The 20,663-nt window shown below is 65.3% G+C and carries 26 protein-coding genes and 1 pseudogene; 11 read left to right on the top strand and 16 right to left on the bottom strand.

All coding sequences use genetic code 11. From position 1 onward, the window contains the following. Positions 1 to 8: 8 nt before the first annotated feature. Positions 9 to 330, bottom strand: a pseudogene (locus WDM94_01855) (YraN family protein). Positions 331 to 373: 43 nt separating this feature from the next. After that, a complete protein-coding gene (gene rsmI / locus WDM94_01850; GenBank protein ID MEJ0011370.1) occupies positions 374 to 1,276 on the bottom strand; it encodes a 16S rRNA (cytidine(1402)-2'-O)-methyltransferase in 903 nt (300 codons plus the stop codon). A gap of 128 nt (positions 1,277 to 1,404) precedes the next feature. Between rsmI and WDM94_01845 the strand changes: the two genes are divergently transcribed. Then, positions 1,405 to 2,637, top strand: coding sequence for a penicillin-binding protein activator (locus WDM94_01845; protein ID MEJ0011369.1), 1,233 nt, complete (start codon positions 1,405 to 1,407; stop codon positions 2,635 to 2,637). On the opposite strand, the gene WDM94_01840 is transcribed toward WDM94_01845, so the two are convergent. From WDM94_01840 to rph, 4 genes are all read right to left on the bottom strand, one after another. After that, positions 2,634 to 2,972 carry a DUF559 domain-containing protein gene (locus WDM94_01840; GenBank protein MEJ0011368.1) on the bottom strand — a complete coding sequence of 113 codons (339 nt, stop codon included), beginning with the start codon at positions 2,970 to 2,972 and terminating at the stop codon, positions 2,634 to 2,636. The genes WDM94_01845 and WDM94_01840 overlap by 4 nt on opposite strands. A gap of 218 nt (positions 2,973 to 3,190) precedes the next feature. Next, positions 3,191 to 4,357: a radical SAM family heme chaperone HemW gene (gene hemW, locus WDM94_01835; GenBank protein ID MEJ0011367.1), complete on the bottom strand. Its 1,167-nt coding sequence runs from the start codon at positions 4,355 to 4,357 to the stop codon at positions 3,191 to 3,193. Next, a complete protein-coding gene (gene rdgB, locus WDM94_01830) occupies positions 4,354 to 4,965 on the bottom strand; it encodes an RdgB/HAM1 family non-canonical purine NTP pyrophosphatase (GenBank protein ID MEJ0011366.1) in 612 nt (203 codons plus the stop codon). The genes hemW and rdgB overlap by 4 nt, the downstream gene beginning before the upstream one ends. Then, entirely contained in the window at positions 4,962 to 5,699 is a 738-nt protein-coding gene (gene rph, locus WDM94_01825) for a ribonuclease PH (protein MEJ0011365.1), read from the bottom strand. The genes rdgB and rph overlap by 4 nt, the downstream gene beginning before the upstream one ends. 200 nt (positions 5,700 to 5,899) lie before the next feature. Here rph and hrcA point away from each other — a divergent pair, with 200 nt between their 5' ends. The 3 genes from hrcA (at position 5,900) to WDM94_01810 (ending at position 8,458) form a co-directional block, all read left to right on the top strand. Beyond that, positions 5,900 to 6,985 carry a heat-inducible transcriptional repressor HrcA gene (hrcA, locus tag WDM94_01820; protein ID MEJ0011364.1) on the top strand — a complete coding sequence of 362 codons (1,086 nt, stop codon included), beginning with the start codon at positions 5,900 to 5,902 and terminating at the stop codon, positions 6,983 to 6,985. Between the two features lie 308 nt (positions 6,986 to 7,293). Further along, positions 7,294 to 7,494, top strand: a complete 201-nt coding sequence (locus tag WDM94_01815; GenBank protein MEJ0011363.1) for a hypothetical protein — start codon at positions 7,294 to 7,296, stop codon at positions 7,492 to 7,494. A gap of 4 nt (positions 7,495 to 7,498) precedes the next feature. Further along, positions 7,499 to 8,458 carry a radical SAM protein gene (locus WDM94_01810; protein ID MEJ0011362.1) on the top strand — a complete coding sequence of 320 codons (960 nt, stop codon included), beginning with the start codon at positions 7,499 to 7,501 and terminating at the stop codon, positions 8,456 to 8,458. An 86-nt stretch (positions 8,459 to 8,544) separates the two neighbouring features. On the opposite strand, the gene WDM94_01805 is transcribed toward WDM94_01810, so the two are convergent. From WDM94_01805 to dnaQ, 3 genes are all read right to left on the bottom strand, one after another. After that, complete coding sequence (locus WDM94_01805; protein MEJ0011361.1) at positions 8,545 to 9,537, bottom strand: LLM class flavin-dependent oxidoreductase; 993 nt, start codon at positions 9,535 to 9,537, stop codon at positions 8,545 to 8,547. Positions 9,538 to 9,829: 292 nt separating this feature from the next. Then, positions 9,830 to 10,240: a nuclear transport factor 2 family protein gene (locus WDM94_01800; GenBank protein MEJ0011360.1), complete on the bottom strand. Its 411-nt coding sequence runs from the start codon at positions 10,238 to 10,240 to the stop codon at positions 9,830 to 9,832. Between the two features lie 58 nt (positions 10,241 to 10,298). Further along, the gene (gene dnaQ, locus WDM94_01795) at positions 10,299 to 10,994 is read right to left on the bottom strand and encodes a DNA polymerase III subunit epsilon (GenBank protein ID MEJ0011359.1); all 696 of its coding nucleotides are present in this window, start codon (positions 10,992 to 10,994) and stop codon (positions 10,299 to 10,301) included. 51 nt (positions 10,995 to 11,045) lie between these two features. Between dnaQ and WDM94_01790 the strand changes: the two genes are divergently transcribed. The 3 genes from WDM94_01790 to WDM94_01780 all read left to right on the top strand — a co-directional run bounded on the left by WDM94_01790 (position 11,046) and on the right by WDM94_01780 (position 12,641). Beyond that, complete coding sequence (locus WDM94_01790; protein ID MEJ0011358.1) at positions 11,046 to 11,888, top strand: aldo/keto reductase; 843 nt, start codon at positions 11,046 to 11,048, stop codon at positions 11,886 to 11,888. Between the two features lie 63 nt (positions 11,889 to 11,951). Then, a complete protein-coding gene (locus tag WDM94_01785) occupies positions 11,952 to 12,188 on the top strand; it encodes a DUF2630 family protein (protein MEJ0011357.1) in 237 nt (78 codons plus the stop codon). A 90-nt stretch (positions 12,189 to 12,278) separates the two neighbouring features. Beyond that, a complete protein-coding gene (locus WDM94_01780) occupies positions 12,279 to 12,641 on the top strand; it encodes a DUF6481 family protein (GenBank protein ID MEJ0011356.1) in 363 nt (120 codons plus the stop codon). Positions 12,642 to 12,684: 43 nt separating this feature from the next. Here WDM94_01780 and WDM94_01775 read toward each other — a convergent pair whose 3' ends face one another. From WDM94_01775 to WDM94_01755, 5 genes are all read right to left on the bottom strand, one after another. Beyond that, complete coding sequence (locus tag WDM94_01775; GenBank protein MEJ0011355.1) at positions 12,685 to 14,001, bottom strand: type II toxin-antitoxin system HipA family toxin; 1,317 nt, start codon at positions 13,999 to 14,001, stop codon at positions 12,685 to 12,687. Beyond that, complete coding sequence (locus WDM94_01770; protein MEJ0011354.1) at positions 14,002 to 14,259, bottom strand: helix-turn-helix domain-containing protein; 258 nt, start codon at positions 14,257 to 14,259, stop codon at positions 14,002 to 14,004. It lies immediately after the preceding gene. Between the two features lie 112 nt (positions 14,260 to 14,371). Beyond that, a complete protein-coding gene (gene coaE, locus WDM94_01765; protein ID MEJ0011353.1) occupies positions 14,372 to 14,962 on the bottom strand; it encodes a dephospho-CoA kinase in 591 nt (196 codons plus the stop codon). Between the two features lie 8 nt (positions 14,963 to 14,970). After that, complete coding sequence (locus tag WDM94_01760) at positions 14,971 to 15,807, bottom strand: shikimate dehydrogenase (protein ID MEJ0011352.1); 837 nt, start codon at positions 15,805 to 15,807, stop codon at positions 14,971 to 14,973. Positions 15,808 to 15,826: 19 nt separating this feature from the next. Continuing rightward, positions 15,827 to 16,429 (bottom strand): Maf family protein, encoded by a 603-nt coding sequence (locus tag WDM94_01755; protein MEJ0011351.1) that lies wholly within the window; start codon positions 16,427 to 16,429, stop codon positions 15,827 to 15,829. Positions 16,430 to 16,879: 450 nt separating this feature from the next. Here WDM94_01755 and hemE point away from each other — a divergent pair, with 450 nt between their 5' ends. The 4 genes from hemE (at position 16,880) to WDM94_01735 (ending at position 20,073) form a co-directional block, all read left to right on the top strand. Beyond that, a complete protein-coding gene (hemE, locus tag WDM94_01750) occupies positions 16,880 to 17,890 on the top strand; it encodes a uroporphyrinogen decarboxylase (GenBank protein ID MEJ0011350.1) in 1,011 nt (336 codons plus the stop codon). After that, positions 17,887 to 18,330, top strand: a complete 444-nt coding sequence (hemJ, locus tag WDM94_01745; GenBank protein ID MEJ0011349.1) for a protoporphyrinogen oxidase HemJ — start codon at positions 17,887 to 17,889, stop codon at positions 18,328 to 18,330. The genes hemE and hemJ overlap by 4 nt, the downstream gene beginning before the upstream one ends. A 185-nt stretch (positions 18,331 to 18,515) precedes the next feature. Then, a complete protein-coding gene (rho, locus tag WDM94_01740) occupies positions 18,516 to 19,781 on the top strand; it encodes a transcription termination factor Rho (GenBank protein ID MEJ0011348.1) in 1,266 nt (421 codons plus the stop codon). A gap of 25 nt (positions 19,782 to 19,806) precedes the next feature. Beyond that, positions 19,807 to 20,073, top strand: a complete 267-nt coding sequence (locus WDM94_01735; GenBank protein ID MEJ0011347.1) for a KTSC domain-containing protein — start codon at positions 19,807 to 19,809, stop codon at positions 20,071 to 20,073. Here WDM94_01735 and WDM94_01730 read toward each other — a convergent pair. Further along, positions 20,070 to 20,444, bottom strand: coding sequence for a DUF5615 family PIN-like protein (locus WDM94_01730; protein ID MEJ0011346.1), 375 nt, complete (start codon positions 20,442 to 20,444; stop codon positions 20,070 to 20,072). The genes WDM94_01735 and WDM94_01730 overlap by 4 nt on opposite strands. After that, positions 20,444 to 20,650, bottom strand: a complete 207-nt coding sequence (locus WDM94_01725) for a hypothetical protein (protein MEJ0011345.1) — start codon at positions 20,648 to 20,650, stop codon at positions 20,444 to 20,446. The genes WDM94_01730 and WDM94_01725 overlap by 1 nt, the downstream gene beginning before the upstream one ends. Positions 20,651 to 20,663 lie beyond the last annotated feature (13 nt).

The following is a 20,663-nucleotide window of genomic DNA, read 5'->3' as shown; positions in this document are numbered from 1 at the left end:
CCGGATTATCACGCGGCCCCGTCGGCGTCGAACGCACCCATGATATGGCGCGGCAGGCGCCACGGAACGACGACCACGACATCCAGCCTGAGCTCACGCTCCGCCGCCTCCGGATGCTTCGCCAGCCACGCCGACGCGGCGCGGGCAATGCGCCGGCGGCCGGTGGGTTGTCGCGGCTTCGGCGGCCTCGGCGTCGGTCGGCCGCGCCTTGACCTCGACGAAGGCGACCACCCTGCCGCGCGCCACGATCAGGTCGATCTCGCCGACCGGCGTGCGGTAGCGCCGCGCCAGCAGCCGGTAGCCCTTGCCACGGAGATAGAGCAGCGCCATCGCTTCGGCGCGGCGCCCGCGCCGCTCGGCCGCGCGGCGGGCGTCACTTGCCACGCCCGTCCTTCAGGGCGAGCGCCCGCTGATACAAATCTCGCCGCGGCAGGCCGGTGATCTCGGCGGCTTCGGCGGCGGCGACGCTGACGCTTTTTTCTTCGAGCAGCGAGAGCAGGATGCGGTCGGCTTCGATCGCCGAGGTCGCTTCCTCCGCCGGCGGTGCGACCACGACCACGATCTCGCCCTTGGGCGTCGGCTCGGCCGCGTAGATCGCGGCGAGGTCGGCGAGTTGCCCGCGGCGGATCGTCTCGAATGTCTTGGTCAGCTCGCGCGCCACCACGGCCTGGCGCGACCCGAGCTCGGCGTTCATGTCGGTGAGCGAGGCCTCCAGCCGCTGCGGCGACTCGAAGAACACCAGCGTCGCGGGGATAGCGCCGAGCTGCTTCAGGCGCTTCCGCCGTGCCGCCGTCTTCGGCGGCAGGAAACCGGCGAACATGAACGTGTCGGTCGGCAAGCCGGAGGCGACCAGGGCCGCCAGCAGCGCCGAGGCGCCGGGGATCGGCACGACATCGAACCCGGCCGCCTGCACGTCGCCGACAAGGCGATAGCCGGGATCGGAGATGAGCGGCGTGCCGGCGTCGCTGACCAGCGCCACTACCTTGCCTTCGGCGAGCGCCGCCAGAATCTTCGGCCGCTGCAACGCGGCGTTGTGGTCGTGATAGGGCAGAAGCCGCGTCGCAATGCCGAAATGGCGGAACAGTACCGATGTGACGCGCGTGTCCTCGCAGGCGACGATGTCGGCGGCCGCCAGCGTCGCCAGTGCGCGCAAACTCGTGTCGCCGAGGTTGCCGATCGGCGTCGCCACGACATAGAGCGCCGCCTTCAGCGGCTTTGCCGAGATGACATGGCCGTCGACGGTGAAGGTGTGATCGGCCGAACTGCTGCCGCTCATCTAGGCAGGTCCCATGCGAAGATCGCCCGGAGAGTTACCAAGTCGCTGTATGATGTTTTGACAGCGTTCGGAATCCCCTTATGATTTGGCAATTGTTACCGTTTCAGGGGCGAGCGAGGGAGAAATTCTTGTCCCGCCGGAATTTACTGCGCACCGGCAGCAATCCGGGCTTCCTCCGCGTCCTCGTCGGCGTCCTCGCCTTCGGTGCCATCGCGATGCTTGCCGCGTGCAATTCTTCGCGCGTCGGCAGCGGATTCGGCACCGGTCCGGTCGTGCAGGCGACCCAGCCGGTCACCGGCGAGACCATCGGCACCGGCAATATCCGCGTCGCGCTGCTGCTGCCGCTTTCGGCCACCGGTAACGCCGGCCAGATCGCGACCGCCTTCCGCAACGCCGCCGATCTCGCACTCCGCGATTTCAAGACGGCCGGCATCCAGATCCTGGTCAAGGACGACCTCGGCACCGCCGACGGCGCCCGCGCGGCGGCGAGCGACGCCATCGCGCAGGGCGCGGAACTGATCCTCGGGCCGCTGTTCGCGCGTTCCGTCAACGGCGTGTCGCAGGTGGCGCGCGCCGCACGCGTGCCGGTCATCGCTTTCTCGAGCGATACGACCACCGCCGGCCAGGGCCTCTATCTTCTCTCGTTCCTGCCGCAGAGCGACGTCGATCGCATCGTCTCGTTCGCCGCGACGCAGGGCAAACGCTCCATCGCCGCGCTGCTCCCCAACAACGCCTATGGCACGCTGGTCGAGGCCGCGCTACAGCGCGCCGCTGCCAACGCCGGCGGCCGCGTCATGACGACGGCGCGCTACGAACTCGACAAGACGGCGATGCAGACGCAGGCGACGCAGCTTGCCGCGCTGGTCAAGGGCGGCACCATCGACGCGATCCTGTTGCCCGACGCCGGCGATGCGACGCCGTTCTTGGCGCAGGTGCTCGCCGCCAACGGCGTCACCGCCGACAAGATGACCTACCTCGGCTCCGGCCAGTGGGACAACGACCAGCGCATCACCGGCGAATCCAATCTCGCCGGCGCCTACTACCCGGCACCGGAAGGCACCGGCTTCGCCAGCTTCTCGCGCCGCTACCAGGCAGCGTTCGGCTCGCCGCCGAGCCGCACCGCCTCGCTCGCCTATGACGCGACCAGCCTCGCCGCGGGCCTCGCCGCCCGCTTCGGCGACCAGCGCTTCGCCGAGCAGACGCTCACCAACGCCAACGGCTTCATCGGCATCGACGGCGCCTTCCGCTTCCTGCCCAACGGGCTCAACCAGCGCGGCCTGGCCGTCTACCAGATCCAGGCCGGCAAGGCGGTGATCGTCGACCCGGCACCGAAGACGTTTGCGCGGGCGCCGGGGACCTAGGCTCCGACCGAAAGCATTCGGTCGATCTCGGCCAGGATTGCGTCCACATCGCCGATGACGTCGTGGTTCCAGAAGCGAACGACCACATAGCCCGCGTGTTCGATCTTCTCGGTTCGCACGGCGTCCTTTCCGCGCATCTCGCCATGCTGACCGCCATCCAGTTCGACGACGAGCTGGGCGTCGATGCAGACGAAGTCGACGATGTATCCTTCGATCGGAACCTGCCGGCGAAACTTGAAACCGCGAATCCGCCGATCGCGCAGGCGCGACCACAACAGTCGCTCTGCGTCCGTCATGTCATGACGAAGTTTACGAGCGAAGGCGGTCCGTTTCATGCGCGAACGCTAACACAAGCACCCCTCTCCCTGGAGGGAGAGGGCCATGAGCCTTAGGAGCGAAGCGACTTAGGCGAATGGGGTGAGGGGTTAGGTACAGGCGTTATAAGCGATGGGTCCCTAACCCCTCACCCTTCGTTTCTAGTTCGCTTCGCTCTCAAGAAACGAAGCCCTCTCCCTCCAGGGAGAGGCGACCGACTGCGATCGCGGCAACTAACCTAAGCCGCCAGATCCGCGACCACCGCATCGAGCACGAAGAATCCGGCGCGCGTCGCCCGCAGCCGCTCGCCGCCGGCGCGTTCGACCATGCCGTGGGCGAGCAGATCGTTGAGCCGGCCATCGTCCAGCGAGCGCCCGGCAAATCTCCGGTAGCGGCCGAGGTCGATGCCTTCGGCGAGCCTGAGGCCCATGAGCAGAAGCTCGTCGCCCTCCTCCTCCGGCGTCAGCAGATCGTCGACGACCAGCCCGTCGCCCCACGCTTCGACCTTGGCGAGCCAGGCCTCGGGCACCTTCTCGGCGGCCGTCGCGTGGCGGCCGTCGGCGAGTTTCAGCCGCCCATGCGCGCCCGGGCCGATGCCGGCGTATTCGCCGTAGCGCCAGTAGACGAGATTGTGCCGGCTCTCGGCGCCCGGCACGGCGTGGTTCGAGATTTCGTAAGCCGGCAGGCCGGCCGCAGCCGTGACGTCCTGCGTCACGGCGTAGAGAGCGGCGGCGGTATCCTCGTCCGGCGTCTTCAGCTTGCCGGCCTTATGCAGCGCGAAGAACGGGGTGCCTTCCTCGATGGTGAGCTGATAGAGCGAGAGATGATCCGCGGCGAGGTTGAGGGCGCGGTCGAGTTCCTCGCCCCACATCTCCGGCGTCTGCCCGGGCCGCGCGTAGATCAGGTCGAACGACAGGCGCGGGAAGGTCGCGCGCGCCATCTCTATGGCGCGGAGCGCGGTGTCGGTGTCGTGCAGGCGGCCCAGCAGTTTCAGGTCACGGTCGTTCAGCGCCTGGACGCCGAGGGAGACGCGGTTGACGCCGGCGGCGCGGTAGCCGCGGAATCTCTCCGCCTCAACGCTGGAGGGATTGGCTTCCATCGTGATCTCGGCATCGGCCGCGACCGGCCAGTGCTTGGCGATCGCATTCAGAATCGTGCCGACGGTCGCCGGCTCCATCAGCGACGGCGTGCCGCCGCCGAGGAATATCGACGTCACCGTGCGGCCTGGCGCGCGCGCCGCGGTCTTCGCGATCTCGGCCTCGAACGCGGCGGCGTAGCGCGTCTGGTCGATGGCCTGATGACGGACGTGCGAATTGAAATCGCAGTACGGGCACTTCGCCGCGCAGAACGGCCAATGCACATAGACGCCGAAGCCGGGGTTGTCCGGCCCGATGGCGGTGCTCATTTCAGCACCGCGTGCGCAAACGCCGAAAAGGCACGGGCGCGATGCGACAGCTGCGCCTTCTCGTGCGGACCCATCTCACCGAACGTGCGATCATGTCCCTCGGGAACAAACATCGGATCGTAGCCAAACCCGTTCGGCCCGCGCGGCGGCCACACCAGCGTGCCCTCAACCTCGCCGCGGAAGGTCTGCGTCGAGCCATCGGGAAACGCCAGGCACAGCACCGCGATGAAACGCGCCGTGCGCTTGTCGGGCGTTGTCGCACCGGCCTTCTGCAGCTCGTTTTCGATGGTCCGCATGGCGCCGGCGAAATCCTTGTTCGGCCCGGCCCAGCGCGCCGAATATATGCCGGGCTCGCCGCCCAGCGCATCGATCGCGATGCCGGAGTCGTCGGCGAGCGACGGCTTGCCCGAGGCGGTCGCGGCAGCCACCGCCTTGAGGATGGCGTTCTCCTCGAAGGTGAGGCCGGTCTCCTCCGGCTCCGGCAAACCCAACGCACTCGCAGAGGCGACCGTCATGCGGAACGGCGCCAGCATCTCGTCGAGCTCGCGAATCTTGGCGGCGTTGTGGGTCGCGAAGACGATGGTGTCGCCGCGGTGCAGGTGGTTCATGTCACCGCGAGCTTCTGCAGGGCGACGAGCTGCGCGATGCCGTTCCGCGCCAGCGTCTTCAATTGCTCGAATTCCTCGTCGGTGAACGGCTTGCCCTCGGCGGTCGTCTGAATCTCGACGAAGCCGCCCGAGCCGGTCATGACGAAGTTGCCGTCGGTGTCCGCCTCCGAATCCTCGGCGTAGTCGAGGTCGAGCACCGGCTGGCCGCGATAGATGCCGGCCGAGATCGCCGCGACGTGGTCGATCAGCACCGGCTTGGTGATCATGTCGCGCGCCCGCATCCATTCGATGCAATCGCGGAGCGCAACCCAGGCGCCGGTGATCGACGCCGTGCGCGTGCCGCCATCGGCCTGGATGACGTCGCAATCGAGCATAATCTGGCGCTCGCCGAGATCCTTGAGGTCGACGACAGCGCGGAGCGACCGGCCGATCAGCCGCTGGATTTCCAGCGTCCGGCCGGACTGCTTGCCGGCCGAAGCCTCGCGGCGGGTGCGCTCGGTGGTGGCGCGCGGCAGCATGCCGTATTCCGCCGTCACCCAGCCCTTGCCTGCGCCGCGCAGCCACGGCGGCACCTTCTCATCCAGCGAGGCGGTGACCAGCACATGCGTCTCGCCGAACTTCACCAGGCACGACCCCTCGGCGTGCTTGGCGACGCCGCGCTCGAGGCTGACGGGGCGCATGGCATCGGCGACGCGCTTGGAGGGCCGCGGCACGGCCGGTTTTGTCTGATCCATGTGCGCCTTGTAACCGCGCGAATGCGCCGGGGCAAAGGCGGAATCGCGGGTGTGGTGAAGTTAACCGTCAGGTCCGCTGCTCGGCCTCCCCACGATCCATCTCTCCCTGGAGGGAGAGGTGACCCAACTGGAGCGGCGCGCAGGCCGGGCCCAATCCACGCCTCCTTCCGCAACCCCGCCGCGCCTATATACTCCCCGCCATGCAGGACAAGCCCACCCTCACCCCGCAAACCTCAGCGCTGGCCAATCTCGACCGCCGCTCGCGCGACATCTTCAAGCGCATCGTCGATCAGTATCTCGAGACCGGCGAGCCGATGGGGTCGCGCAACATCTCGCGTCTCCTGCCCAACACGCTGTCGCCCGCCTCGGTGCGCAACGTCATGGCCGACCTCGAGCAGCTCGGCCTGATCTACGCGCCGCACACCTCGGCCGGCCGGCTGCCGACCGAATTCGGCCTGCGCTTCTTTGTCGATGCGCTGCTTGAAATCGGCGACCTGTCGGCCGACGAGCGCCGGCTGATCGAGGCGCAGGTCAAGGCCGGCACCACGCCCGGCAAGACGATCGAGACGCTACTCAACGAGGCCAGCCAGGCGCTGTCGGGCCTGTCGCGTGGCGCCGGCGTCGTGCTCGCCAACAAGGCCGACATCCGCCTCAAGCAGATCGAATTCATCCGCTTGGAGCCGACACGCGCGCTGGTCGTGCTGGTCGGCGAGGACGGCTCGGTCGAAAACCGCATCGTCGAACTCGACGCCGGCACGACGCCCTCGGCGCTCATCGAGGCATCGAACTATCTCAACACGCACCTACGCGGCAGGTCGCTCTCCGAGGCCCGCACCGAACTCGAACGCCGGCAGAGCGCGGCGCGCGCCGAACTCGACAAGCTCACCGGCGACCTCATCGACAAGGGCCTCGCCTCGTGGGCCGACGCGGCGAGCGGCCAACCCGAGACACTGATCGTGCGCGGCCGCGCCAATCTCCTCGGCGACGTCAACGCCGCCGAGGATCTCGAACGCATCCGCCTGCTCTTCGACGATCTCGAAACCCAGCGCGAACTCATCCGCCTGCTCGGCAATGCCGAAACCGGCGAAGGCGTGCGCATCTTCATCGGCTCGGAGAACCAGTTGTTCTCCCTCTCCGGCTCGTCGCTGGTCGTCTCGCCCTACCGCGACTCCGAACAACGTATCGTCGGCGTGCTCGGCGTCATCGGCCCGACGCGTCTCAACTACGCGCGGATCGTACCGATGGTGGACTACACGGCGAAGGTGGTCGGGCGGTTGTTGGGGTAGGACGCTCCGTCCATTTCCACTTTTCGGTGGATATTCCCGCATAGGTCGTATACATTGGAGGTTGTCTCGATCATCGGCAACCCGCGCTGGAGGTAGCTATGGATGCGACAGAGCAGGACAAAATCGCGGCGGCCATTCGTTCTTTGACAATTACCGCCTCGGGCGAAATCGTTTCGTCAGATCCCGCATCGCTGCGACAGCTTCTGACGCAAATACAGCGGCCAAATGTTCGTGCGCTCGGCGAGCCCACAAACTACGTCTGCCCCGAAAACGGATATTGTCCCCAAAAGTAGTATTGGAGAGACAAGATGAACGCTTTGGAGTTCTCTCAAAGATATTCCCTGCTGCTATCGTCGATGACCATCGGCCCGGATGGAAAGATCGACTTGTCGAAGACCTCTGAGCTGGAACAGCTAGAGGGCGAGCTGCGCAAATACATCGCCAATTCGGCCGCGGAAGTTGCGGCCAACTGGGTGTGCCCTAAGAACGCATACTGTCCAAAGGCCTAGCCCGATGCTTGCGCGCGCGGCGACCTTCTTGCAGTCAATCGATCCCTCGCTTCTAAATTTAATCGTACTTCCCACGGAAAAGTGCAACTTCCGTTGCACTTATTGTTACGAGGACTTCGCCAAGGGGAAGATGCCTCCGAAAATTGTTCTTGGACTAAAGAACCTGTTGAAGAATAGGGCCCCGACCCTGCGTCGGCTGCATCTTTCCTGGTTCGGCGGCGAGCCGCTACTAGCGGATGATGTCGTTTTGGAAATATCCGAGTACGCCAAAGACTTGTCGATAGAATACGGCTTCGAGCTTTTCGGATCGATAACTACAAATGGATGGTATCTAGAGTCGCTATTGATGAACAGTCTGCTTGAAGCGTCGATAACGAATTTCCAGATATCTCTCGACGGACCAAAGCGGCATCATGACTCATCTAGAATAACAATAAATAATAGTGGCACCTATGACAGAATATTTTCTAACTTGCGTGCCGCACGAGATTCTCGCGGAGAATACGAAATAATACTTCGCCTACACGTCACTGGAGAGAATTTCGACGATTTGGAAAATTGGATTGAAGAAGAAATTAAAACTTATTTCGGAAGCGACGATAGATTTAAAATATTCTTGAAGCTGGTCGGGCGCTTGGGCGGAGCGAACAACGATAAAATCAAAATTCTAGACGACCGGTCGAGACTCGATAATTTCAAGAGGCTGAAATCGAAGTACGAAAGGAAGGAGAGCGGCCCGCCGACTGAGAAGATTTGTTATGCCAGTCGGGGAAACTCATACGTAATCAGAGCGGACGGTCGTTTGGCAAAATGCACGGTCAAGCTGAACGACCCGGGCAATGACGTTGGTTTCCTGAGCGAGACCGGCGAGTTGATCGTGGAAACGGAAAAGATGCGACATTGGATGCGCGGACTTGCCGATCCCGACGGCCGAACGATGGCGTGCCCGGCATTTGCTCACTAAGACTCGGTGAGATCGAGGCGTAAGTTTCAACAGATCGTTGTGATCGTCTTGTTGTTGTCGACGACGCACCGCTCGCATTAGCGAAATTACAGACTCGCCTTCATCGCCTCCGCGACGATCTCGAACGACCGCAGCCGCGCGGCGTGATCGTAGATCATCGATGCGACCATGATCTCGTCGGCCGACGTCAGGTCGATGAACCGCCGTAGCCCGGCCTTCACCGCCTCCGGCCCGCCGACCACCGCGTATGACAGCATGTGCTCGGCGCGCTCCTTCTCCTGCGGCGACCAGTATGTCTCGATGTCGTCGATCGGCGGCGGAAGCTGGCCGCGCGTGCCGCGCGACATGTTGGCGAAGGATTGCTGCGTCGAGGTGAAAAGGCGTCGTGCCTCGGCGTCGCTGTCGGCGGCGATCACCTGCAGCGCCGGCATGGCGTAGCGCTTCGCCAGTTCGTCCGAGGGCGTGAAGCGTTCGCGGTAGATCGACAGCGCATCGAGCAGCGCGTCCGGCGCGAAGTGCGAGGCGAAGGAATACGGCAGGCCGAGATACGCTGCGAGCTGCGCGCCGAAGAGGCTCGAGCCCAGCATCCAGATCGGCACCCTGGTGCCCGAACCGGGATAGGCGTGGATGGTCTGCCCGGGCTGCGGCTCGCCGAGCAGCACGCGCAACTCGATCACGTCCTCGGGGAAATGCTCGGCGGCGGCGTTGACGTCGCGGCGGAGCGCGCGCGCCGTCATCTGGTCGGTGCCCGGCGCGCGGCCGAGCCCCAGATCGACGCGGCCGGGATAGAGCGAGGCAAGCGTGCCGAACTGCTCGGCAATGACCAGCGGCGAATGGTTGGGCAGCATGATCCCGCCCGAGCCGATGCGCATCGTTTTGGTCGCGGCGCCGACCGCGGCGATGACGACCGAGGTCGCGGCGCTGGCGATGCCCGGCATGTTGTGGTGCTCGGCCAGCCAGTAGCGCGTGTAGCCCCATTGCTCGGCGCGGCGGGCGAGATCGAGCGTGTTCTTGAGGGAGTCGGCGGCGGTGCTGCCGGCGACGATCGGCGACAGGTCGAGCAAGGAATAGGGGATCACGGGGAGGCTCCGGCGGGGCGGTCCGGGCTTATATGGCGCGGCGGTGGCATGGCTCCACTGTCATTCTTCTCCTCCCCCTCGCCTCGTTGCCCGCCCTGCCGCATCCCCTCCACTGTCATCCTTCGGCGAGGCCGCAGGCCTCGACCGGAGGACCGGCTTCAGCAGACGCCGGGAAAGTTGTGCGTGTGGAGGCTGGTCCTTCGGTCGGCGCTTTCGCGCCGCCGAAGGATGACAGTGGAGGGGACGGAACGCTGCAGACGGAACCGATGGTGAGAAGACGCCAATACCCGGCCTACTTCGCCTTCGCCACGCGATCGCGCCCGTACGGATCGCCCAGCACCGACTCCGTGTGCAGCGCGCATACCCACGCGCCGTCCTTGCGCACCCAGGTCGAGGCGTCGGCGGCTTCCATGGTCAGCGGCTTGCCATCGACGGTCAGTTCCTCGCGTACCTTGTAAGCGATCACCGCCACGTCGTCGGTGACCTTCTCCACCTTGACGTCGCTGAATTCGTATTTGTGCAGCGTCCACGTCGCGCCGGTCATCATCTTCTCGAACATCTTGCGGTCGATGCGCCCGACGCCCTGGGCGCCGGTGACCAGGCTAGGCTCGGCGGTGAGCGCCGCGCCGGCCGCCGCGTCCTTGTCGATCATCGACTGCCAGAAGCGATGCTCGAGCGCGAGGATATCGTCGGTGAAACTCATGGGCTTACTCCTTGCCGGGTAACCGTAACGCTACGGTGACGGTGAGGTTCCGGCAAACTCAGGCGTACTGCCGCCAGATCGCCTTCTCGCCGAGCTTCGCGACCACGGCGGCGTGCGCCGCCAGTTCCTCCGGCGTCACCGTGAAGCGGCGCGGCGTCTGGCGGACTCCGAGCACGATCGACGACGTCGGCGCGATGGTGATGGTCGGCGCGTCCGGCTCGCCGCCGAGGATGAGCGCCGCCTGCCGTCCGCCGATCAGCTCGATGTAGACTTCCGACAGCAGTTCGGCGTCGAGCAGCGCGCCGTGACGCGTACGGCGCGAGGCATCGATCTGATATTTCGACAACAGCGCGTCGAGCGACGCCGGGCTGCCAGGGTGCTTGCGCCGCGCCAGCGCCAGCGTATCGATGACGCGGTCGTCGCCGAGCGGGCCCTTGCCGAGGCGCGCCAGCTCCGCGTTGACGAACATCATGTCGAAGCCGGCGTTGTGCGCGATCAGGTTGGCGTCGCCGAAAAATTCGATCAGCTCGTCGGCGACCGAGGCGAACAGCGGCTTGTCCTTCAGGAAGGCATCGTCCAGCCCGTGCACGCGCGCCGCGTCGATCGACATCGGCCGCTCCGGGTTAAGGTAGCGGTGGAAGCTGCGGCCGGTCGGGATGTGGTTGAACAGCTCGATGCAGCCGATTTCGACAACACGGTCGCCGGTTTTCGGGTCGAGCCCGGTAGTCTCTGTGTCGAAGACGATTTCGCGCATGATTCGGCCGAAATCCTAGGGTTATCTTTCCGGGAAGCAAGGGCGACACCTATGCAGACGCACAGTTTCGGGGCCACCGGGCGCGCCGTCCCCGTCATCGGCCAGGGCACCTGGTACATGGAGCAGGCGGACCGCGCTGCGGCCATCGCCGCCATCCGCCGCGGCCTCGACACGGGCATGACGCACATCGACACGGCCGAGCTCTACGGCTCGGGCAAGGCGGAGGAGATCGTCGCCGAGGCGATCGGCAACCGGCGCGCGGAAATTTTCCTGGTCTCCAAGGTCATGCCGCAGAACGCGTCGCGCACCGGCACCATCGATGCCTGCGAGAAGTCGCTGAGGCGCCTGAGGACAGACCGGCTCGACTGCTACCTGCTGCACTGGCGTGGGCGCCACCCGCTGGTCGAGACCATCGCGGCGTTCGAGGAGCTGGTGGCCTCCGGCAAGATCCTGTCGTGGGGCGTGTCGAACTTCGACGCCGAGGACCTCGAGGAGGCGGCGGGCATCGCCGGCGAAGGCAAGATCGCCTGCAACCAGGTGCTCTACCATCTGCAGGAACGCGGCATCGAGCACGCCGTCATCCCGTGGTGCGAGGCGCACGATGTCGCCGCCGTCGGCTACAGCCCGTTCGGCCATTCGTCCTTTCCCGGTTCGCGCACCCGGGGCGGCGCGGTGCTCGCCGAGATCGCCAAGGCCCACAGTGCGACGCCGCGCCAGGTGGCGCTCGCGTTCCTGATACGCCGGCCGTCGCTGTTCGCCATTCCCAAAGCCGCCGATCCAGGCCACGTCGCGGAGAATGCCGCGGCGGCGGCTCTCAACCTGACCGAAGCGGAGACGGCCAAAATCGACGCCGCCTTCCCGGTCGGCCGCCGCGGCGGCCTGGCGATGATCTGACGTTTTCGTCATTCCGCGCGTTGTGGGTTATAGGAGCGGCAACCGCCGCCAAGGAGTCACCCGATGGCCACCGACCAGAACGTCCTCAAGCACCTCAAGGAACTCGCCGACGAGGAGCATCACCTTTACGAAAAGGGCGACCTCACCGAGGCCGAGCGCGACCGCCTCAAGGCGATCAACATCGCGCTCGACCAGTATTGGGACCTGCTGCGCCAGCGCCGCGCCAAGGAAGAATTCGGCCAGAACCCGGACGAGGCCGAGATCCGCCGCCCCGGCATCGTCGAAAAATACGAGGGCTGAGCGCCACCGAAAGGCTTGTAAAAGCCCCGGATTGCGCTATTTCACCTTCGCTTCCCGGCCTTCCCGATTCACGAACACCCACGAGCCGCAATGCCCGCGTTTAAGGACGATTTCTCCGACCGCCTCGGCAACTCCAACGCCGCCAAGCGCGCCATGCTGGAGAAATTCCGCGCCCAGCCCAAGCTGGACGACCCGGCCGTCAAGGCGCGGCTGGCCGAGCAGGTGGCGACGGCCAAGGCGCGCGAGCAGCGCGCCGCCGAGAAGAAGGCGCAGAAGGAAGCCGAGCGGATCGCGCGCGAAGCCGAGGCCAAGCGCCTCGAAGAAGAACGCATCGCCGCCGAAAAGGAAGCCCGCCGCATCGAAGGCGAACAGGCGCTGGCGCTGCTCGCCGAACAGAAGGCGGCGCGCGACGCCCGCTATGCGGCGCGCAAGGCGAAGAAGGGCGGCAAGTAGGGCTGGTCTTCCTTCTCGTGGGCGCGTTTCAGGCCGCTAGTCGCTAGCCGTCCGCCCTTGTTCCCAAAGCGCCAAGCCGTTCGGCAACTGCCTTGCCAACCGACGCCGGGATCGCAGCCGGAAACTGAGGCGGCAACTGTTTTTTCGCCGTCTCCAGTGCATCCGCTGCCGTGTCGCAGATTTCCTCGATCACGATCCTGGTTGCAGTTTTCTGCGGACCGGCGGAGTGCGCCGTCTGTATGAAATGCTTTCCGAGGATTCCATCCATTCTGTAGTGGTTGCTTGTGCCGACCGACATGGCGAGCTTCATCTGCTTGCGCTCGATCTGTCGTGTGTCGAGGCTCGGCTGGGCGGTGAGGACGTCGTAGAGCGGCGTCAGGCGGTAGCTGCCGCGTGGACCGAGGAAGATACTGAAGTTCTTGGCATGGCCGTCGGTAGCGCCGATGAGCCAGAAAAGAATCTGCGCCTTGAACACCGCTATCCTGTCCTCCTCAGGCGTATCGCTGCCTCCGAGCAGGCCGAGGATGCCGACGAGACCGGGCCCGCCATCGCTTTGGTACTTGCGGCTTGGCGGCACCGAAAGCGCCTGACAGAAATCCTCCTGCGGCAGGCGCAACAGGCGCTTGTCCCGTGTCCAGCGTCTGTCGAAACGTTCGATGACTAATGCTTTGGTCCGGCCGAACGTCTCGATGCGGGCGTTGTTGACCGTCAGTCCGAAAGCGGCGAGCAGCTGGAGACAGTAGAATTCATTCTCTACGCTGTTCGAAAGATCGATGCCGTTCGGCAGCTCGCCGATCTGAGGCTTGAGAATGTGCGTCGTCGGAGACGTGCCGGCAGGCTTCAGCCAACGCTTGCCGTCCCGGAGTAGCGCGGTCTTTTTCTGCGCGCCGGCGACCGATATGCGGAAGTTATCGTCTCGCGAAAGGCCCAGCGGCGCCTGAGCGAGATTGCGCAGTAATTTTTCAATGTCCGCATCGCTGACGGATTCGCCCTCAATTTTTTGGGCAACCTCGACCTCCTCTTCCGCAGCAATGAATTGCAGGGCGCCGACGCAATCGCGGCCGATAGCGGCAAGCAGGCTGTAGGCATCGCTGCCTTCGGCACCAACGCGTTCGGCCACGCGGCGGCGCAGCGCTTCCGAATCCGGGAGCAGGTTTTCGAAGACGGCCGTAACCGGCGCGCCGCGATAGGTATCTTCGCGCAGCGGAAGAGACAGCGAGACGGGAATCGCATTCTCCCAGTCAAGCCAGGTCTCGTCATAGCGAAAGGTGGTCGCCCCGCCGGGCTCTTTGAACAGGCGCCCGACGAAGCGGTTGTTGAGATACACGCGCAGCGGCGCGTGCTGCCGGTGGCGGGCCATCTAGAAGATGTCCTCGATGGCGGACGCGGCGCTTTTTGAGCGGGGCGCGACCTGGAGTTCCAGGTCGAGCGCGGCCAATAACGAGAGGATGGTGGCGAGCCGCGTCGCCGAGCTGCCGGATTCGATCTGGGAAATGGTGGCTTGTCGCAACCCGGTCGTGTCGCCAAGCTGGGCTTGGCTCCACCCGCGTTTGCGCCGGGCATTTCGAATGAGATTGCCGATCTGCTTTGGGTTGCGTGCGAGGTTCTGCATGGCCATACGCCAGTTCGTATATTCGCGTTATATACGGTCTAACGTATTAATGCAAGTTATACGGCAAACACGATAAAGGGTGGCTGGCCGTATATAGGACCCGCCTGCGGCGCGGTCGCTAAGCCCCGACCTTCCCCGCCAGCGCGCGCAGCACGTCGCTGACCTGGCGCCGCGCCGTCGCCATGTCCCCCGACGTATCGACGACAAAATGCGCCCGTCGCCGCTTGTCGGCATCGCTCATCTGGCGCGCGATCAGGGCCGCGGCGCGTGCCGGCTCCATGCCGCGCTTGGCGATCCGTGCCCGTTGAATCTCCGCGCCGGCCGAGGCGACGACGACCGCGTCGACGCGGCGCTCGCCGCCCGTCTCCAGCAGCAACGGCACGTCGAGCACGATCATCCGCCGGCCTGAAGCGGCGACGCGCGCGCGGAATTCGATCTCTGCCGCCTGCACGAGCGGATGCACGATCGCCTCGAGCTTCGCCAGTGCAGCCGCATCGCCGGTAACGCGCGCACCGAGCGCGGCGCGATCGACCGTGCCATTCCGCAGCGTACCCGGAAACGCCGCGCCGATCGGCTCCGCCGCGGCGCCGGCGTAGAGCGCGTGCACCGCCGAGTCGGCGTTCCAGACCGCGGCGCCGAGCTCGGCGAACATCGCCGAGACCGTCGACTTCCCCATCGCCAGCGATCCGGTCACGCCGAGCACGAGCATCGCCTGCGTCAGCCTCCGTCGATCGACTTCTGCACGGCCGCACGCAGCGCCGGCGTTACCTCGGGCCGCTGCCCGAACCAATGCTCGAAGCCGGGCACTGCCTGGTGCAGCAGCATGCCGAGGCCGCCGACGGTGCGGAGCTTGCGCGAGCGCGCGTTGGCGATCAGCTCCGTCACCGAGGGCACGTAGACGATGTCGTTGACCACCGCATCGTTCGGCAGCGGCGCGAGGTCGATCTTCAGCGGCGGCTGCCCGTCCATGCCGAGCGTCGTCGTGTTGATGAGCACGCGCGCGCCGATCAGCAGCGACGGCACATCCTGCCAGCGCGCCGGCTTCACCTTCTCGCCGAACAGCTTCACCAGCGCCTTCGGCCGCGCCGGATCGCGGTTGACGATGTACACCGGCGCGAAGCCGCGCGACAGCAGCGCCCAGACGATCGCCCGCGCCGACCCGCCGGCGCCGAGCACGACCGCCGGCCCCGGCGCCGCGTCCCAGCCTTTGGCCTCGGCGTCGAGGTTCGCCAGGAATCCGACCGGATCGGTCGAGGCGCCAACCAGTTCGCCGCCCTCCAGCCACAGCGTGTTGAGCGCACCGGTCTCGGTCGCCGCCCTGTCGCGCCGCGCGACTGCCGCGAACGCCGCTTCCTTGTGCGGCACGGTGACGTTGCAGCCGACGAAACCCGAGTTGGCGAAATCGGCAAAAAATGCCGCGATCTTCTCCGGCTCGACGGCGTGCAGCACATAATCGCCGTCAATACCCAGCTCCTTCAGCCAGAAGCGATGGATCACCGGCGAGCGCGAATGCTTTACGGGCCAGCCGACGACGCAGGCTATGGGTTTGGTCATTGCTGCCACTCGTTGTTACTCACCACGCGACCGCCCCCTCGTCTCTCAGCCGCGCCAATAACGGCAACAACGGCAACCCGAGGATCGTGAAATAATCCCCGTCGATCTTCTCGAACAATCGCACGCCGACGCCTTCGAGCTGGTACGCGCCGACGCTGCCCAGCACCGCGTCGCCGACCTCGGCAAGATACGCGTCGATCGCGGATGCGGTCAGCGCCCGCATGGTCAACGTCGCGCTGGCAACATGCCGCCACGTCACGATGCCTTCGCGCGCGATCGCCGCCGCCGAGTGCAACTGATGCGTCCGGCCCGACAGCCGCGCCAGTTGCTCGCGCGCGATCGCGATCGTCCCGGGCTTGGTCCACCGCTCGCCGTCGAGATCGAGGGTCTGGTCGGCGCCGATGACCAGCGCGTCGCGCGACTTTGCGCTGACGTCGACGGCCTTGGCGTCGGCCAGAGCGGACGCAACCTCGGCCGGCGATGCGCCGCCCGCGATCAGCGGCATCTCCACCGCGCGCTCGTCGACCGACGACGGCACCGCCGTGAAGGCGACGCCCGCGGCCTGCAGCAGCGAAATCCGCGCGGCGCTTCGCGATGCGAGCAGGATCGGCGTCGAGTGCACGTAGTCATCCCCAGATGGGCCGGCGCCTGTTGGCGGATTCTGGATAAGTCGGCCGAGGCGGGCTTCTACGCGAAAACCGTCCCCGATGCGTCAAAATCGATCAACAGCGGCCGGCGAACGAAAGGCGAATCCGCCAGGCCTGTGAGTCATGGAAGTCACGCCGGAACAAGGAGATAGCCTGTGGATAACTTCGCGATATCCAGAATCCGGCGAGCCGGCGGGTATGGTTAACGAATTGTAAACGCAGGTCTATTTGGTTGTCCTTGTTATTTCGCCGTTCGAGGGTATGCGTGTGTCCCATGCGCCAGCAGGGCGTCCCGGCCGCGCGTTCCGGACGGGACTGAACAATGCCAATCGGAATCCACCCCCAAGATGAAACAAAAGGAAGATTCAGAATCCTTCTTGGAAGAAAAGGGGACCGACGGAACGGCGTCTCAGGCAGGCGGAAAGGTGCGAGCGGTTCTGGAGGGTGACGCGCTGACGCCACCGCCGATCTGGCTGATGCGGCAGGCCGGACGATACCTGCCTGAGTACCGGGAACTCCGCGCGACCGCGAAAGGTTTCCTCGCGCTCTGTTACGATCCACAGAAAGCTGCGGACATCACGCTGCAGCCGGTCGCGCGTTTCGACATTGACGCGGCGATCCTGTTTTCCGACATCCTGGTCATCCCGCACGCGCTCGGCCGCCGCGTCGATTTTGTCGAGGGCGAAGGGCCGCGACTCGATCCGATCGACCTGCGCGGCATCGAGCGGCTCGACGGTTCGTTTGCGCTTGACCGACTCGGGCCCATCCTCGAAACCGTGGAGCGGGTGCGCGGCCGCCTGGCGCGCGACAAGACGCTGATCGGTTTCTGCGGCGCGCCGTGGACGGTGGCGACCTACATGATCGCGGGGCGCGGAACGCCGGACCAGGCGCCGGCGCGGGAATTTGCGGCGGAGCATCCGGAGGCGATGGAGCGACTGATCGATACGCTTGCCGAAGCCTCAGCCGAATATCTGATCGCGCAGGTGCGTGCAGGTGCCGATGTCGTGCAGATTTTCGATACGTGGGCCGGCGTGCTCGATGACGATGGCTTCCAGCGCTGGTGCGTGCAGCCGACGGCGGAGATCGTCCGCTACGTCAAGGCAAACGAGCCCGGCGCACGCATCGTCGGCTTCCCGAAGGGCATCGGCGAGCGGCTGGAGCACTACGTCGCGGAGACCGGCGTCGATGGTGTCGGCCTCGACTGGAGCGTGCCGCTCGATCAGGCCAAGCGGCTGCAAGCGCGTGTCGCCGTGCAAGGCAACCTCGACCCGGCGCTGCTGGTTGCCGGTGGCACGGCGCAGGACGAGGCGACGGATGCGATCCTCGAGGCCCTGGCCGGCGGGCGGTTCATCTTCAACCTCGGCCACGGCATCCGGCCGGAGACGCCGGTGGCGCACGTCGCGCGGCTGGTCGAGCGCGTGAAGGCCTACCGATGAGTGCGCTCTCCGGCGCCGCCTACGACTGGGTGAAGGCGTTCCACGTCGTCGCCGTGATCGCGTGGATGGCCGGCATTTTTTATCTGCCGCGCCTGTTCGTCTATCACGCAGACTCCGAGGTCGGCTCCGACAAGTCCGAGACGTTCAAGGTCATGGAGCGGCGGCTCTACAATGCGATCATGACGCCGGCGATGATCGCGGCGTGGCTCGCGGGCCTGGCGCTCGCCACCTCGGCGCATCTGTGGACGACGCCGTGGTTCATGGCGAAAGTATTCTTCGTCATCCTCATGACGGCGTTCCACGTATGGCTTGGACGCTGCCTGCGTGATTTCGCCGCCGACAAGAACACGCGGCCGGCGCGCACCTACCGGATCGCCAACGAACTGCCGACGTTGCTGGTCATCATCATCGTCATACTGGTCATCGTTCGCCCGTTTTGACGGGTCTTGCCGGGTGCCGAGCAAGTGTCTATGTTGCTTGCACCGCACAAAAAAGCAGACAGGCGCTGGCCGCATAGGCCGAGGTGCCGGATCCGGGCGGCCATTACCGCCCCGGGCCAGAAGTTCTGCAAGACTGCCCTCCCTCCCCCGTGCCGGCTTCCCCAAATCAGAGATTCGTAAATTCCATGCCTGAAATGAAACTCCAGGACCTCAAGGCGAAGTCGCCGGTTGAGCTCCTCGCCTTCGCCGAAGAGCTGAAGGTCGAAAACGCATCGACGCTCCGCAAGCAGGAGCTGATGTTCGCAATACTCAAGCAACTCGCCGCCCAGGACACCGACATCATCGGCGAGGGCGTCGTCGAAGTGCTGCAGGACGGCTTCGGCTTCCTGCGCTCACCAGAGGCGAATTATCTCGCGGGGCCGGACGACATCTACGTCTCGCCCTCGCAGATCCGTCGCTTCTCGCTCAGGACCGGCGACACCGTCGAGGGCCAGATCCGCGGCCCCAAGGACGGCGAACGCTACTTCGCGCTGCTCAAGGTCAACACGATCAACTTCGAGGATCCCGAGCAGAAGCACCACAAGGTGCACTTCGACAACCTGACGCCGCTCTACCCGACCGCGCGCTTCAAGATGGAGCTCGACAACCCGACCGGGAAAGACCTGACGGCGCGCATCATCGATCTCGTGGCGCCGCTCGGCAAAGGCCAGCGCGCCCTGATCACGGCGCAGCCGCGCACCGGCAAGACCGTCATCCTGCAGAACATCGCGCACTCGATCGCGGCCAACCACCCCGAGTGCTACCTGATCGTCCTGCTCATCGACGAGCGGCCGGAAGAAGTCACCGACATGCAGCGCTCGGTGAAGGGCGAGGTCATCTCCTCGACCTTCGACGAGCCGGCGACGCGCCACGTCGCCGTCGCCGAGATGGTCATCGAGAAGGCCAAGCGCCTGGTCGAGCACGGCCGTGACGTCGTCATTCTGCTGGACTCGATCACCCGGCTCGGCCGCGCTTACAACACCGTCGTACCCTCGTCGGGCAAGGTGCTTACCGGCGGCGTCGATGCCAACGCCCTGCAGCGGCCGAAGCGCTTCTTCGGTGCGGCGCGCAACATCGAGGAAGGCGGCTCGCTGACCATCATCTCGACGGCGCTCATCGATACCGGCAGCCGCATGGACGAAGTCATCTTCGAAGAGTTCAAGGGCACCGGTAACTCGGAAATCATTCTCGACCGCAAGGTCGCCGACAAGCGTGTCTTCCCGGCGATCGACATCACGCGCTCGGGCACGCGCAAGGAAGAGCTGCTGGTCCCGCCGGACATCCTCAAGAAGATGTACGTGCTCCGCCGCATCCTGATGCCGATGGGCACCGTCGATGCGATCGAGTTCCTGCTCGACAAGCTGAAGCAGACGAAGAGCAACTCGGATTTCTTCGACCAGATGAACACGTAAGGCATCGGCGGCGTTACCCTCCGCCATGCCCTCGACCGTCATCCGCGACTTCAGCTACGACGAAGCCCGCAACGAGCTCACCGTCAATTTCCGGACGGGCAAGGTCTACGTCTACACGCTGGTGCCGCCATCGGTCGCCGCCGCGATGCGCGCCGCCTATTCCAAGGGCGCGTATTTCAACGAGAACGTCCGCGACAAGTACCGCCATCGCCAGATCGCGGGTGACACACCGAAACCAAGGCCGATCAAGCCGTCGCTTCTCGATGTGCTGAAGGCGTCGAAGGACGACTAGGCCAGCTTCAGCCCGCAGTGTCTGGCGAAGTGGCGGAAGTCCTTGTCGCGCGTGATCAGCGCGACGTCGTGATCGATGCAGGCTTGGGCGATCAGCGTGTCGGCGAGCCGGGCGCGCAGTTTCCTCGCGAGAATCAGACTTCGTGTCGCTGCTGCTCGTTGCCAGTAGTCGAGCTTCGGTTCGAGCAGCGGAAACGCCAGTAGCATTTCGCGATGCTGCTCGGGCAGTTTGGGATCCGAGAGGATTTCGGTTAGCACTACCGGCGGCAGGACGATGTTGCCGCCGAGCGCGGCGTCGAAGGTGTCGACATCGCCACCTTGCTCTCCCTGGATGAAGGCGATCAGAGTCGAGCTGTCGACGGCGACCACCATCAGCGGTCTTCGCGCAGCGCGTCGAGATCGACCGTGAACTTGAATGATCCGCGGAGTTTGCGGAATTTGCGCTGGGCGCCCTCGGCCAGCAGCAACTTCAGGGCTATGCGCACGGTTTCCGTGACGCCCTCGCCCGTATAGGCCTGCGCCGCTTCGAGCGTGTGCTCGGGCACCTCGACCGTGATCTTCCGTATCTCGTTTTCCATGCCAGCGCTTGTA

This window comes from Bauldia sp., from assembly GCA_037200845.1.
Classification (GTDB): domain Bacteria; phylum Pseudomonadota; class Alphaproteobacteria; order Rhizobiales; family Kaistiaceae; genus DASZQY01.
This window is presented reverse-complemented; position numbering and strand designations above follow the sequence as displayed.